We start from the raw sequence: 12,843 nt of genomic DNA on the forward strand, positions 1-12,843 counted from the left end.
TAATATTTTTTTATTTTAATTTTTTAACCCTGAGTTAACTTTATTTTCGGCACAAGATCCACGATCACTGCCCCTTTTTCAATATAAAAGGAAGAGCTCACGTTCACTGCATTCCGCAGATCACATGAGCCTTGTTCCAATGTTCGACTAAGCATATTATATACTATAGCAAGTGAATCGTCAAGCTTACAGCAGCTGGTTTATTCCTTACTTTCTGCTATCAGCTTGCGCACCTCATCAGGGGTAAAGGTATACTCCTTTCCGCAGAAGTGACATTTGATATCAACGTTGCCGTCCTTTATGATATCATTGAGCTCCGCCTCGCCAAGAGATATCAGAACCCTCTCCGTTCTCTCACGCGAGCAGTCACAGCGATACTCTACCTTGAAATCATCAAGCACATTAGGCTCAAGACCTTCAAGCGCCATAAGTGCTATCTCATCGGTAGTCCTGCCGTCTTCCATAAGCTTGGTCACAGACTGCATAGCCTGAATATTCTTCTCGATCTGAGTGATTATCTCATCACTTGCGAAAGGGAGCACCTGTATCAGGAAACCGCCTGCGTTCTTTACTGTCAGATCAGCGTTGACCAGTACACCAAGAGCGCACACGCTTGGCACCTGCTCGCTCTGAGCAAGGTAGGCTGTTATATCCTCAGCTATCTCGCCGCTGATAAGGGGCACCTGTCCGACATATGGTTCTTTAAGACCAAGGTCTTTTATAACTGTGATAGTGCCGTCCGTACCGACTGCACCTGCAACATCAAGCTTGCCTATGGCATTAGGCGGAAGTTCGACCACGGGCTGCATAACATCAGCCTTTACGTTGCCGTAGCTGTCAGCGACCGCTATCAGCTGACCTGCAGGTCCGCCGCCTTCTATCTTAACGGTTATCTTGTCGTCCTCGCCCTTCATGCCGAAGCCCATAAGCGAAGTACCCATAGCAAGTCTGCCCAGCGCGGCTGTTACCACCGCCGAGGACTCATGCACACGCTCTATCTCCTCAACTATATCCTTGCCGTCAATGGCAGAGCATACCACCGAAGCATCCTTTGATATTGCTCTTACAATTCTTCCCAATTTAACTATCTCCTAATCTAAAAATCATATGAAAGGCATGATACCGCCATATGCCAGAAATACTCTGAGTATGAGCGACACTATCGTTGCTGCGATCAGAGTTTTCATATACCTACGAAGTCTCGCTGAACACTTTATCCCGACACCAACACACGATACAATTCCGCACAAAGGACTTAACAGCGCACATATACAAAGCATTGTAAACATACGATCCACATCTTTTATTGACAGATCAGCGGTGGTATTTCGGTTTGAGATCTCTTCATGCTTTTTGCGTTCAAGCAATTCCTTTGCCCGCTCAATTTCTTCTTCAGAATACAAATCTCTTTGTTCATTAATTATTAGTTCCAGATCCGAAATATCATATTCTTCAAAATCAGTATATTTATCTTCCATCGACTTACCCTCTAAGTGCTTATATCTATTTATAATCCCCTAGGCTTACGCCTGAAAACATAAAGTTCACGCTGAGTAGTATCGCATGGCGGATCATTTGTCAGCCCGTCGTATACTCCTATCTGTTCAAAGTCATACTCCTCCGCCGTCTCCTCGATAAGGTCACGCGGTAGCAGTATCTCACTGATGTACTCGCTCTCACGGGTGTAGCTGCCGTCCTCTTTTTCAGCAAAGAAATCCAATGCGATATCCACCCTGCCGTCTGCGCGGCAGTTATTCCTCCATGCACAGAACAGCCCGTCAAGTTCATAGACGAAACAGTTATCGCCCAGTACCTCACGGTGCTTGTACTCGGTATTCACATCAAATATAAACAGCCCGCCGTCACAGGTGAACATTGAAGCACGCTCCACAGTCCTGCGGAAAGCTTCCTCATTCGGCAGATGATTCATGCCGTCAAGAACGCATACTATCATATCCGCAGCGCCCCAGAGGTCAAGTTCCGACATATCCTGGCATATATAGGTGATATCGCTGTCAGGTGTACGCTGTTCCTCAGCTTCCTCCAGCATATCCGCCGAGATATCCACACCGATAACGTCCAGCCCAAACTTTTCAAGTTCACGGCAAAGTCTGCCAGTGCCGCAGCCCAGTTCAACGACTACCTCGTTCTCACTGCTGTATTCAAGCCCCAGCTGACGTATCCTTGCAGCTATCGCCCCATAGGGCACATCCTTCTGCAAGGCATCGTAATATCCGGCAAAGCTGCTGTAGCCGTTCATTCCTCGGATCCCTTTTTCTTCTCCAGCCTGTCGAAGACTATGTTATATCCGCCGCTGCCGTCATAGGAAAGCGACCTGTTCACACGGCTGATTGTAGCCGTAGAAGCCCCTGTCTCCTTGACGATATCGCTGTATACGTGCTTGTCTGTCAGCATCCTGGCTACCTGAAAGCGCTGTGAAAAGCTCTTCAGCTCAGGAACGGTACACAGATCTTTAAAGAAAAGCCTGCACTCATCAAGAGTTTCCAGGCATAGTATCGCTTCGTAAAGCTCATCAAGATTTGCTATCTCTAATTTATCACGCATAAAAAACACTCCTTTACATCTACTGTTTTTCATATTGTAAAGTGCTAAATCACAATTATATTTTAGCACATTACAGCGTAAATGTCAAGAAGTGCTTATAAACATTTTTCATTAAAATCAAATGCATTTTATAAAAGTGCGTATTTACGCTATTTTCCGTTCTTCTCTGTTTCTTATCTGCTCTCAAAAGTCAAATAAGATTTATAAAAATCAACTCAAATGTCACCCGAATGTCAACCAAATGTCAACCAAATACAAGTACAAAAAATCACACTGCTTTATTAACTGTCCATGTTATGTTTCGTTCGCAGCTGTCTTTTTCTGTATCAAAATAGCAATCAAGCAGTTTGCCCGAATACTCTTTTGTCAACTTTTCTTTTTCTTCATGCCTAGCGTGTGTGTACACTGTTTTAGATACACCACCCTTTAAAGACCAACCACCAACAATTTCCGCAATTGTACAATCTTTGTTATCACTTATGAATATGTGTCTTAATATGTGTGCTGTTATCCAATCATATCCGTTCTTAATAGCAAGTTGTTTAATACAACTACCATACTGCCAATTACATATTGAAATCACAAAATCATCATCTGATTTATGTTCAATACTATGTATCATGTCATACAATCTGTTGTCAATCAGAAATCTTCTTGTACTGTATTCATTCTTAGTTTCTTCTCTAAAATGGTCTTTACCTCTAATACAAGTCTTTGTAGCATGAATATTCACATAACAATTACCGTTCTTCTCTTTGATAACGTCTTTAAATTTAAGCCCTCTGACTTCTTCAACCCTTAAACTGTGCAGACCGAGCAGCACACAAACAGCTGTCCTGTCTTTGTATTTCGTTGTATCAGCTTTAAGCCATTCAACAACATCAAGTGCAGTAGGCAAATTTTCAAAGTCTTTCTTTCTGCCTTTACCTATATATGTTGCATTGTTGACATAGCTTTTCAGTTCCTTTTGTACCTTTGGTGTTAAAGCTGGCACTTCAAAATAATTTAATACCACGCATAAAACAGTAAACTCACGTTTCATAGTGGTTTTTGCACATCCTTTTGCTATATCCGTGTTAATAGCTTGCATTAAATCACTTTTAGTTATCTGTCTAATAGGTTTATTTTGCAGTTCTTTGAAGTAGTATTTTATTGTATTGCGATAACTGTTAAGCGTGTTATATGCCAATGAAGCATGAGTATTGATATAGCTTTCAAACGCGTTGACAAGTGTAATATTATCACCGTGATTACTTTCTAACTCAATAATCAGTTCTTCAACTTTCTTTGATAGCTCATTAAGAGATTTTGCAGTTACCTTTTTTCTAATGCGTTTACCGCTTTCATCTTTACCGAAGTCAGCTTGTATATAATAATTACCGTTATCCGCTATATGTGCATTAAACTGTCTGTCACCAACATAAAAACAATTAGTATTGCTTTTTTTCTTAGCCATAAATACTCCTTTCACATGATAGCAACACTAACACATAATTGCATCAGTATTGTATCATGTTTTTAACGTGAAGTCAAGTTTATATGTAATATCAGAACATGGAATATTTTTAAAACTGTTCTAACTCACACAAGCTGTCAATATGATATACTTTACAGAAATTATAAATTGATGATAGTTTCAGATTATCTGCACTTTGACTATAGTTGCTAACTGTTGTCGGAGTTACTTGTAAAGCCCTTGCAAGTTCCGTCCTATCTATCTTGTTATACTTGCAATAACCTTTTATTTTACTCCAAAGATAATTAGATGTTAGTTTGTCTGGTGTTTTTGCTGTGTTTGTGAAATTGATATTGGTATTCATTTCTATTCCCTCTTTCTTTATATCAGCTTTAGAATTGCTCTCTGTTGTATTGTACGGCATTGTAAAGCCTGCTGTTGTATTTGTCGTATCTCTATACTACCTTACCATGTATCAACTTTAGAATTGCTCTCTGTTGTATTGTACGGCATTGTATAATTAAAACTGTGATTTTAATTTTTATGTTCTTAATTCTAGTCTTTATAGATAGTGCTATTATTATATTCTGATTTACTATTCTAGTTTTTATGTATCTGTGTAATTTATGATTATTAATGATAATTACTATATTAGTCATTTGCAAAATTACAAAAGTGCATTTCAGCCCTATATTATGCGGTTTAAAGCACATCTGACATTTTCAAAAAGTTAGTCAACGACTAATTATTTTAGCTGTATCAACTATCAAAAAATCTTTCACCACTTGAAATGATTTTATTAACATACTCCGTTAATAACTTCATGCTTATTGGCTCAAAACCTTTTTTTCGCTTATAATCAGATGCAGCCGTGTTAGGTGCTTTATATCCTAACCACTTAAAGAAATCAGATAATTGTTCTTGTGTATAGAAATGGTCTATATACTTTGATAGAAATTCATATACTGACATATTTTTGTATGTAGTTTTTTCCTTTTTCCATCGCTCATATAACCGATTATTCTTTTCTTCTTGTAGGGTTTTATATAAATCACTATCAAGAATTTTCAAAAGCTTTGTTTTCCATTTTTCAAACTCTTTTCTTTCATCAGTATTGTTTGCCATTTTACATGACCTTAATTCTAATCTAGTATCAACATTTCCATTTGGTTCTTGTTTGCGTTTATGATAATACTCAATTTGAAAATATTGTGTTTGCGCTCTAAGTGTCAAACGTTCACACGATATGATGTCGGTACTTGCGTATCTGTTTTTTATATTATACTTTTGGGATAATAATGCTATTAAAACGTTATTGAGTTTCCATAACTTATTAAATGTGTTATCATCGAAAAAGTCAAACCTAAAATCAACCCTTGACAATGATAATTCTCTAGCGGTCAATTCAAGGTTAAACATCATTTCATCAAACACTTTGGTATATTCACTTTTTTTATAGATACCAATATTATCATTAAATTTGTCGGGATTAACAACATATAACCACCGACCATCTTTCAAACATTTCCGCTTGTTATTATGTACATAATCTTTTTGTTTAATTACTTCTTCTTCAATTTCTTTGTCCGTCTTAATTTGAATAGTGTCAATTCCTGCATACATCTCGCTTTCAGAAAGTATCTTTAATGTATCAGGTGATTTAACTTTTTCACCTATATAATCAAGCACTAACTTAACAGCTTTATCTAATTCCTGTTCTCTGCTAATATGCCCCTGTGCAAATTGGTATTCAATCATTCTCAACCTAAAATTAGAGCGGTTATTTTTTCTTAATTTTCTTATTTCGTTTATTTCTTTTCCATATAACATTTTATATTCCTCCAATCTTTTATCTATTTATTTTCTGTGTTTATTTTCAATTCAATCATAAGCACCACCACCATTTTATTTTATAAAGAATGTTTGATTTTAAGTTATATCAAATTGTCTTTTGTATTTTCAAGCTTATTATACCCCAATCAAATAGAAAATGTAAACCCTTGCATTGTAAAATCTGTATAATTTACAAACAATCAAGGTGAATACTGTACGCGCTATTGTACATATTATTCATGATAAATAATGAATGTGATAAAAATTAATAACATCACATTCACTGTTATACACTTACAATCTTAACATTTTGAATTGTTCGGTGTACACTTCGGTGAAAGTCCGAAATCCTTGTGTTTAGATGAACTAGGTAATAGCTTTACTGTACAATTATTTACCCTGTAAAGTTTTAATTTCCCCTATATCATGGTAGTTTTTATTCAATAGCCGAATAGTAAATTATAGTATTTTATTAGCACTCTAAAAGTGCGTAAATACGCTGTTTTAAGCACTTTAAATTGTTCGGTAGCATTTTTTCAATACCTGGTATGTGAATGAAGTAGCCATAAACATATAAAAAGTTAGCAAGAATTGTTATCATGTTCTATTTTAAACATATAAAAAGCCTGCTATCATTTGTTATCTTTTTGATAGCAGGCTTTGTATTATTCTATTCCGTATTCGGCAAACAGTTCAGACTTGTATTTATAGTAACTGTTTCTTGCAACTCCAACACCTTGACCATTTATCATAGCTATTGTATCAATATCATTCAGTGTACCATTCCCAAAAGCCTTGTGATACTTTACAATCATTTCTTTAACAGCTATTGACTTCTTTGTTGTTACCGTCTGTCCGTTCTGTCTGCCTATCTTTTTCCCCTTTGCTTTAGCCTCTCTGATACCCTCGCTTGTTCTGCCGTGTAAATCCTGAACTTCTTTTTCGCTTTGTTCAAATGCAAGCCTAATTTGTTTTTCTGCTAACTTAGTGATGTAAATAGCTACTTCTGACATAATGCCATTTATCAATCTGTCTGTATCATCATCATTTGTATTCACTTTAATTGATAACTTGTTCTCACCTAAAACCGACTTAAAACTATCTGTGTTTATTGTCTGTTCTTTGAGAAATACAAGGTTAATACCTTTGTTGTATAGTTCCATGTATGTGTTAAATCCTTCTTCTGCATTTCTACTCATTCTGCTAACACTATCAAATACAATCGTATCTCCTGCATGAACTATTTTAAGCAGCTTAATCCACTCTGGTCTGTTGCTCTTTGTTCCTGTGTATACCTCTGCTTTAATATCTGCTGTCGGGTATGCTCTTTTGATGTTAGTAATCTGTCTGTCAATACTTTGTTTTGCTGTTGATATTCTGCAATAGCCATAAACCTTATTATTTTCTTTCATGTTTGAACACTCCTTTTGTATTATTTTAAACGTTCGCTTATTTTGATACTGTGATTATAACATCATTCAAACCAAATGTCAATAGGTTTTGATACTTTTTTCTTTAACGTTCAAAATAATACTATCTATTTACCGAAACAAAAAAGGCTCACTAATAAATAGCAAGCCTTTACGTATCATATATAGTTACAATACTTTTGCAGTTCCTTGTTCACTCTCAATGCAAGCTGATAATCTTTACTGTCAGCACCAAGCACAACAACATAATCAGTATAATCCAAGCAATCATCACTTATTGTCTTTATCTGCTTAACAATAACGCTATCCCAATCAAGCAATAATATTGTTTCCATTCTGGTCTTTATAGTCAAGTGTGTTTCTCTGACTTTAACAATCGGGTTGATAACACGACTTGTAAGCCACGAAATAAAACTGTCCTCTCCGTCTGACTTGCCTATATCTATTACAAGTTCTGCACCAACACCACGCTTTAGTCTGTCCATGTCCGTCAAATCCCAACTATCATCTTTACGAAAGTCAAAAGCTGGGTCTGCAAGTTTAAAAATCTCTTTTACTTCTTCGATAGAATTAACATTGTTCATTTGTGTATACCTCTTTTACATAATATTCGCAATCATGTGTCAATGTCAACTAAAATGTCAACCTTGTTTTATAAAAGTGCGTAAATACGTTGTTTTAAGCTAATTCACATTACAGCGTAAATGTAAAGGGGTATATTGAATATTTTATATTAATATTTTAAAATTTTTATCTGTTGCGGTTAGGTGTAAGAAATCCCGCAGGCGGCTCACTGTCATCTTCGTAATCGGGCGCTTCTTCGGAAATATCTTCCTCCTCAGCATCCTCGGTGCGTGTGTACCAGTCTTCGCGTATCTCCTCGATGATCGCTTTCAGCTCATCAACACCCTCGCCCGTTACCGCCGAGAATGGTATACAATGTATATCCTCAAAGTACGGTATCTCATCTTTGAAAGCTTCCATACGCTCCTTGCGTGCGGTAGGTTTCAGCTTGTCAGCCTTGGTCAGCACGATAACAAAGGGTATCTCATTGTCGATGAGGTAGTTTATCATCTGAATATCGTCCTTGCTGGGGGCATGGCGCATATCTATCAGCTGGAACACCAGTTCAAGGTCGCGGTCAAAGTCAGCCAGATAGCCGCCAATAAGGTCGCCCCAGCCTTTTTTCTCTCCCTTGGATACATTAGCGTAGCCATAACCGGGAAGATCAACAAAATAAACGTCCTCCACCGAGAAGAAATTAATTGTGACCGTCTTGCCGGGAACAGAGCTGACCCTTGCCATATTCTTTCGGTTGAATATCTTGTTTATCAGCGAGCTTTTGCCCACATTCGACCTGCCCGAGAAAGCGAATTCGGGTCTGTCGGACTCGGGTATCTGTGAAAGCTTGCCGTATGAGGTGATAAATTCTGCCTTATTGAAATTCAGCGGTTTCATCTCATTCACTCCTGTCATATCATCTCGCAAAAAGAGGGCAGCCACGGTCAACTCAGTCACCGTTCAGCCCTCCCATGCATATATCTTATCCTATCCACCACTCGGGTGTAAGGTCCCCGAGGGTCATTATCCGCCCTGCTTCGTAGTCCATCATTATCTCGATATCCTTGTAGCCTTCGGGCATCAGCTGTACCATAAGTTCCCTGCACGCACCGCATGGCGCACCCTTTGACGGGTTCGGGGATATGCACAGCACCTTGGCGATCTCCTGCTCGCCGTTGGTTATCATGTTGAATATGGCATTCCTCTCAGCACATATCCCAAGGGTCGAACAGGTGTCGATGCACACGCCTGTGTATATCTTTCCTGATTTCGACAACACAGCCGCAGACACTTCACCGCAGGTAACGTAATCGGATATCTTACGCGCACCAATGACAGCTTCTGCCGCATCGTGCATATCTTTCCATATCTGTTCCATAGTCATTCTCCGACATAGATATTACACTGTTCCGCGACACACCGTCTCAGGAACAACTATATCATCTTCTTATATTGTTTTTCTGCTTCTTGCCTTGACCCTCGGCTGAGGATTCCCCATCATATCGGGCAGAACAGCGTTCTCGGGAGGCTTCACCAATGCCGCATCAAGCACATCGGATATCCTTTCGGCAAACACGAACTCAAGGCCGTCCTTTACAACGTCGTCTATCTCGTCAAGATCTCCCCTGTTCTTTTCGGGGACTATAACAGTCTTGACACCGGCCTTGAAAGCAGCCATTGTCTTTTCACGCAGACCGCCAATGGGCAGCACCTTGCCTGTCAGAGTTATCTCACCTGTCATAGCAACGTCCGCACGTACCTTTCTGCCACTGAGTGCGGATACTATGGCAGTTATCATCGTAACGCCCGCCGAAGGACCGTCCTTGGGCACAGCGCCCTCGGGTGCGTGGATATGCATATCTTTCTTCTCGTAGAAATCCTTGTCGATACCGTATTCGTCAGCGATACTGCGGCAGTAGCTTACGGCTATCTTTGCAGATTCTTTCATTACATCGCCAAGTGAACCTGTCAGTTCCACCTTGCCCTTACCGTCAAGCACAAGAACTTCCAGCGGCATCAGCACACCGCCCACAGCGGTCCATGCAAGACCGTTTACACAGCCTATCTGATCTTCCTTAGCCGCATCATCGGGCAGGTACTTTATATGACCCAGATAATCGGGGATATTCTTGGCACTGAATGCGACCTTCTTAACATCGTTCTCGACGATCTCTCTTGCAGCCTTTCTGCACAGAGAACCTATGGTCCTTTCGAGGGTTCTCACACCTGCTTCACGGGTATAGCCGTCTATCAGCTGATAGATACCATCATTGGTCAGCTTCATCATAGACGAAGTCAGACCATGCTTTTCAAGCTGCTTCTTCACCAGATGCTTTTTTGCGATATTGAATTTTTCCTCACGGGTATAGCTTGAAAGCTCGATAACTTCCATTCTGTCCAGCAGTGGTGCAGCAACGGTATCCAGAGTATTTGCAGTGGTTATAAAAAGCACGTTGCTGAGATCGTAGGGTATCTCGGTATAGTGATCGCGGAAAGCATTGTTCTGCTCACTGTCAAGTACTTCCAGCATAGCCGATGAAGGGTCACCCCTGAAATCGTTGCTCATCTTGTCGATCTCATCAAGGAGCATAACAGGGTTGCATGATCCTGCCAGCTTCATGGCATTGATGATACGTCCGGGCATAGCACCGACGTATGTCTTTCTGTGACCTCTGATATCGCTCTCATCCTTGACGCCGCCAAGGGATACACGCACAAACTTACGGTTCAGCGCCCTTGCAACTGATTTCGCAACTGAGGTCTTACCAACACCGGGAGGTCCCACAAGGCAGAGTATCTGACCCTTGATATCAGGAGTAAGCTCCCTTACAGCCAGATTTTCCAGTATTCTCTCCTTGACTCTTTTCAGACCATAGTGATCCTTGTCAAGGACAGCCTGAGCCTTCTTGACGTCAGCAGTATCCTTTGTGAATACTCCCCAAGGCAGACCGATGACCGTATCAAGATAACCTCTGATGACAACAGCCTCCTGAGAAGAACCTGCCATACGTGAAAGTCTTCTGACTTCATCGTTCAGCTTCTCCTTGACCTCATCGGGAGCTTTCATTTCCTCTATCTTGTCATAGTACTTCTGTATCTCGCCCTCGTCCGAACCGTCGAAGCCGCCTTCGCCCAGTTCATTCTGCAGAGCCTTTATCTGCTCGCGGATATAGTACTCCCGCTGATTATCCTCTATCTGGCTCTGTACCTGCTCGTGTATCTCCTTTTCAAGAGAGAGCACATCTATCTCTCTTGCAAGGATAGTCATCATCAGCACAAGCTTCTCCCCTGCAGACTGTGCTTCAAGCAAAGCCTGCCTGTCCATAAATGACAGGGGAATATTGAAAGCGACAGCTTCAAACAGGTCAGCCGCATTTTTAGCACCCATTACAGCAGTATATATCTCCTGAGGCATCTTGGGCATGAGCCTTGCATATTCCTCAAAAGCCTTGCGCACCTCACGCTCCACAGCTTCAAGCTCATGGTTATACAGCTTGTCCTTGGAATAATTCGGCAAAGGCTTGATCACAGCCTCATAGCAGTCATCATGGACGATCATCTCTGAAAGTCTTGCCTTGCGGACACCTCTCACCATGCATCTGCAAACACCGCCGGGGCTCTTTATCACCTGACGGATATTGGCGATAGTTCCTATCCTGAACATATCCTTTTTCTCGGGGGATTCAACATTTATATCCTTCTGCGCACACAGGAAAACATCACCGCTGAAATCATTCCTTGCGTTATGCAGACTTTGTATAGACATTTCCCTGCCCACGTCGAAATTGACGCTCATTCCGGGAAAAACGACCAGATCTCTGGTAGGTATCATCGGCATCAGAGTGCCGTTCTTTATATCAGTACGCTTTTCCATAAAAGCTCCTTTCTTCCGATCATGGAGTAAAAACTTCGATGATAATATTATAACATAAGATGCACTAAAAGTAAAGACACCAGGAATCAAAAGTGTTAATTTTCTTACATCGGCTCCCCATCCGGATCTTTCCGCACATAAAGAAAATACAGGAGCTGAAGCGTATGCTCTCACCCCTGTAAAAAACAGAGGTACCCCGAAGGATACCTCATATTATCATATTAGTCTGCAACGTAAGGCAGCAGAGCAACGTGTCTTGCTCTCTTGATAGCCTTAGTCAGCTCTCTCTGATGATAAGCGCAAGTGCCTGTTACACGGCGGGGCAGGATCTTAGCCCTTTCTGTCATGCACTTTCTGAGCTTTGCGATATCCTTGTAATCGATCTTTTCAGCTCTGTCAACACAGAACATACAAACCTTCTTGCGGCCTCTCTTAACAGGTCTGCCGCCAGTTCTTTCCTTCTCCATGGTATGATCTTCCCTCCTCGTTAGGAATTATCAAAATTCGTATTAATGATCTTATCAGAATGGTACGCCGTCGTCTGAAAGTACATCTTCAAACTCCGACAGATCACCGATGTTCAGCGCGTCATTAGACGGTGCCTGATTATTGTTATTGTTGAAACTGTTCTGATTGCCGCCGTTATTTCCGCCGAAACCACCGCCGAAGTTTCCTCCGTTATTGAAGTTATTTCCTCCAAATCCGCCGTTTCCGCCATTTGAGTAGCCGCCGTTGTTACCGTAACCGCCGTTATTGAAACCGCCGTTGCCGTAATTCTGTGAATAATTGCCGCCGCCCTGCTGAGCCTTTTCGCCAGTGAACGATGCATTCTCCACATAGACCTCGGTCACATAATGCTTAGTGCCGTTCTTGTCCTCATAGGTCCTGCTCCTGAGTGTTCCCTCAAGTGCTATCAGTCTGCCCTTACCGAAATACTTTCCGATAAATTCCGCAGTCTGTCTCCATGCGACGCAGGTAATGAAATCAGATTGGTACTGACCGCTCTGATCCTTGAAATTCCTGTCCACAGCAACGTTGAAAGTCAGTGCAGATACACCGTTCGGTGTCTGTCTTACTTCAAGATCCTGTGTGATCCTACCCATTAAAATAACTCTGTTCAGCAT

The 12,843-nt window shown here is 40.8% G+C and carries 14 protein-coding genes; all 14 read right to left on the minus strand.

Annotation, left to right across the window (positions count from 1 at the left end; genetic code table 11):
- Nucleotides 1-200: 200 nt before the first annotated feature.
- Nucleotides 201-1,079, minus strand: a complete 879-nt coding sequence (gene hslO, locus RUMAL_RS12500; protein ID WP_013499079.1) for an Hsp33 family molecular chaperone HslO — start codon at nucleotides 1,077-1,079, stop codon at nucleotides 201-203.
- A 24-nt stretch (nucleotides 1,080-1,103) separates the two neighbouring features.
- Entirely contained in the window at nucleotides 1,104-1,478 is a 375-nt protein-coding gene (locus tag RUMAL_RS12505; protein ID WP_013499080.1) for a hypothetical protein, read from the minus strand.
- Nucleotides 1,479-1,507: 29 nt separating this feature from the next.
- Nucleotides 1,508-2,260, minus strand: coding sequence for a class I SAM-dependent DNA methyltransferase (locus tag RUMAL_RS12510; protein ID WP_013499081.1), 753 nt, complete (start codon nucleotides 2,258-2,260; stop codon nucleotides 1,508-1,510).
- A complete protein-coding gene (locus RUMAL_RS12515) occupies nucleotides 2,257-2,565 on the minus strand; it encodes a YerC/YecD family TrpR-related protein (RefSeq protein ID WP_013499082.1) in 309 nt (102 codons plus the stop codon). The genes RUMAL_RS12510 and RUMAL_RS12515 overlap by 4 nt, the downstream gene beginning before the upstream one ends.
- 268 nt (nucleotides 2,566-2,833) lie before the next feature.
- Nucleotides 2,834-4,021, minus strand: a complete 1,188-nt coding sequence (locus tag RUMAL_RS12520; RefSeq protein WP_013499083.1) for a site-specific integrase — start codon at nucleotides 4,019-4,021, stop codon at nucleotides 2,834-2,836.
- 109 nt (nucleotides 4,022-4,130) lie between these two features.
- Nucleotides 4,131-4,445 carry a helix-turn-helix domain-containing protein gene (locus RUMAL_RS12525; protein ID WP_013499084.1) on the minus strand — a complete coding sequence of 105 codons (315 nt, stop codon included), beginning with the start codon at nucleotides 4,443-4,445 and terminating at the stop codon, nucleotides 4,131-4,133.
- 335 nt (nucleotides 4,446-4,780) lie between these two features.
- Nucleotides 4,781-5,851 (minus strand): hypothetical protein, encoded by a 1,071-nt coding sequence (locus tag RUMAL_RS12530; RefSeq protein WP_013499085.1) that lies wholly within the window; start codon nucleotides 5,849-5,851, stop codon nucleotides 4,781-4,783.
- Between the two features lie 668 nt (nucleotides 5,852-6,519).
- On the minus strand, nucleotides 6,520-7,266 hold the full coding sequence (locus tag RUMAL_RS12535) for a recombinase family protein (protein ID WP_013499086.1): 747 nt from the start codon (nucleotides 7,264-7,266) through the stop codon (nucleotides 6,520-6,522).
- Nucleotides 7,267-7,442: 176 nt separating this feature from the next.
- Nucleotides 7,443-7,868, minus strand: a complete 426-nt coding sequence (locus RUMAL_RS12540) for a hypothetical protein (RefSeq protein ID WP_013499087.1) — start codon at nucleotides 7,866-7,868, stop codon at nucleotides 7,443-7,445.
- A 166-nt stretch (nucleotides 7,869-8,034) separates the two neighbouring features.
- Nucleotides 8,035-8,742 (minus strand): ribosome biogenesis GTP-binding protein YihA/YsxC, encoded by a 708-nt coding sequence (gene yihA / locus RUMAL_RS12545; RefSeq protein ID WP_050793287.1) that lies wholly within the window; start codon nucleotides 8,740-8,742, stop codon nucleotides 8,035-8,037.
- A gap of 85 nt (nucleotides 8,743-8,827) precedes the next feature.
- Complete coding sequence (locus tag RUMAL_RS12550; RefSeq protein WP_013499089.1) at nucleotides 8,828-9,223, minus strand: cytidine deaminase family protein; 396 nt, start codon at nucleotides 9,221-9,223, stop codon at nucleotides 8,828-8,830.
- A 69-nt stretch (nucleotides 9,224-9,292) separates the two neighbouring features.
- Nucleotides 9,293-11,719: an endopeptidase La gene (lon, locus tag RUMAL_RS12555; RefSeq protein WP_013499090.1), complete on the minus strand. Its 2,427-nt coding sequence runs from the start codon at nucleotides 11,717-11,719 to the stop codon at nucleotides 9,293-9,295.
- 221 nt (nucleotides 11,720-11,940) lie between these two features.
- On the minus strand, nucleotides 11,941-12,186 hold the full coding sequence (gene rpsR, locus RUMAL_RS12560) for a 30S ribosomal protein S18 (RefSeq protein ID WP_013499091.1): 246 nt from the start codon (nucleotides 12,184-12,186) through the stop codon (nucleotides 11,941-11,943).
- A gap of 54 nt (nucleotides 12,187-12,240) precedes the next feature.
- Nucleotides 12,241-12,843, minus strand: a complete 603-nt coding sequence (locus tag RUMAL_RS12565; protein ID WP_013499092.1) for a single-stranded DNA-binding protein — start codon at nucleotides 12,841-12,843, stop codon at nucleotides 12,241-12,243.

The sequence above is a fragment of the Ruminococcus albus 7 = DSM 20455 genome (assembly GCF_000179635.2).
In the GTDB taxonomy this organism is placed as follows: Bacteria; Bacillota; Clostridia; order Oscillospirales; family Ruminococcaceae; genus Hominimerdicola; species Hominimerdicola alba.

Excerpts from the sequence above, each read along its gene's own strand:
- RUMAL_RS12535 (WP_013499086.1), bottom strand. The coding sequence starts at position 7,266 with ATGAAAGAAAATAATAAGGTTTATGGCTATTGCAGAATATCAACAGCA.
- RUMAL_RS12520 (WP_013499083.1), bottom strand. The coding sequence starts at position 4,021 with ATGGCTAAGAAAAAAAGCAATACTAATTGTTTTTATGTTGGTGACAGA.
- RUMAL_RS12540 (WP_013499087.1), bottom strand. The coding sequence starts at position 7,868 with ATGAACAATGTTAATTCTATCGAAGAAGTAAAAGAGATTTTTAAACTT.
- RUMAL_RS12530 (WP_013499085.1), bottom strand. The coding sequence starts at position 5,851 with ATGTTATATGGAAAAGAAATAAACGAAATAAGAAAATTAAGAAAAAAT.
- RUMAL_RS12510 (WP_013499081.1), bottom strand. The coding sequence starts at position 2,260 with ATGAACGGCTACAGCAGCTTTGCCGGATATTACGATGCCTTGCAGAAG.
- RUMAL_RS12525 (WP_013499084.1), bottom strand. The coding sequence starts at position 4,445 with ATGCCGTACAATACAACAGAGAGCAATTCTAAAGCTGATATAAAGAAA.
- RUMAL_RS12565 (WP_013499092.1), bottom strand. The coding sequence starts at position 12,843 with ATGCTGAACAGAGTTATTTTAATGGGTAGGATCACACAGGATCTTGAA.
- lon (WP_013499090.1), bottom strand. The coding sequence starts at position 11,719 with ATGGAAAAGCGTACTGATATAAAGAACGGCACTCTGATGCCGATGATA.
- RUMAL_RS12515 (WP_013499082.1), bottom strand. The coding sequence starts at position 2,565 with ATGCGTGATAAATTAGAGATAGCAAATCTTGATGAGCTTTACGAAGCG.
- RUMAL_RS12505 (WP_013499080.1), bottom strand. The coding sequence starts at position 1,478 with ATGGAAGATAAATATACTGATTTTGAAGAATATGATATTTCGGATCTG.
- rpsR (WP_013499091.1), bottom strand. The coding sequence starts at position 12,186 with ATGGAGAAGGAAAGAACTGGCGGCAGACCTGTTAAGAGAGGCCGCAAG.
- yihA (WP_050793287.1), bottom strand. The coding sequence starts at position 8,742 with ATGAAACCGCTGAATTTCAATAAGGCAGAATTTATCACCTCATACGGC.
- RUMAL_RS12550 (WP_013499089.1), bottom strand. The coding sequence starts at position 9,223 with ATGGAACAGATATGGAAAGATATGCACGATGCGGCAGAAGCTGTCATT.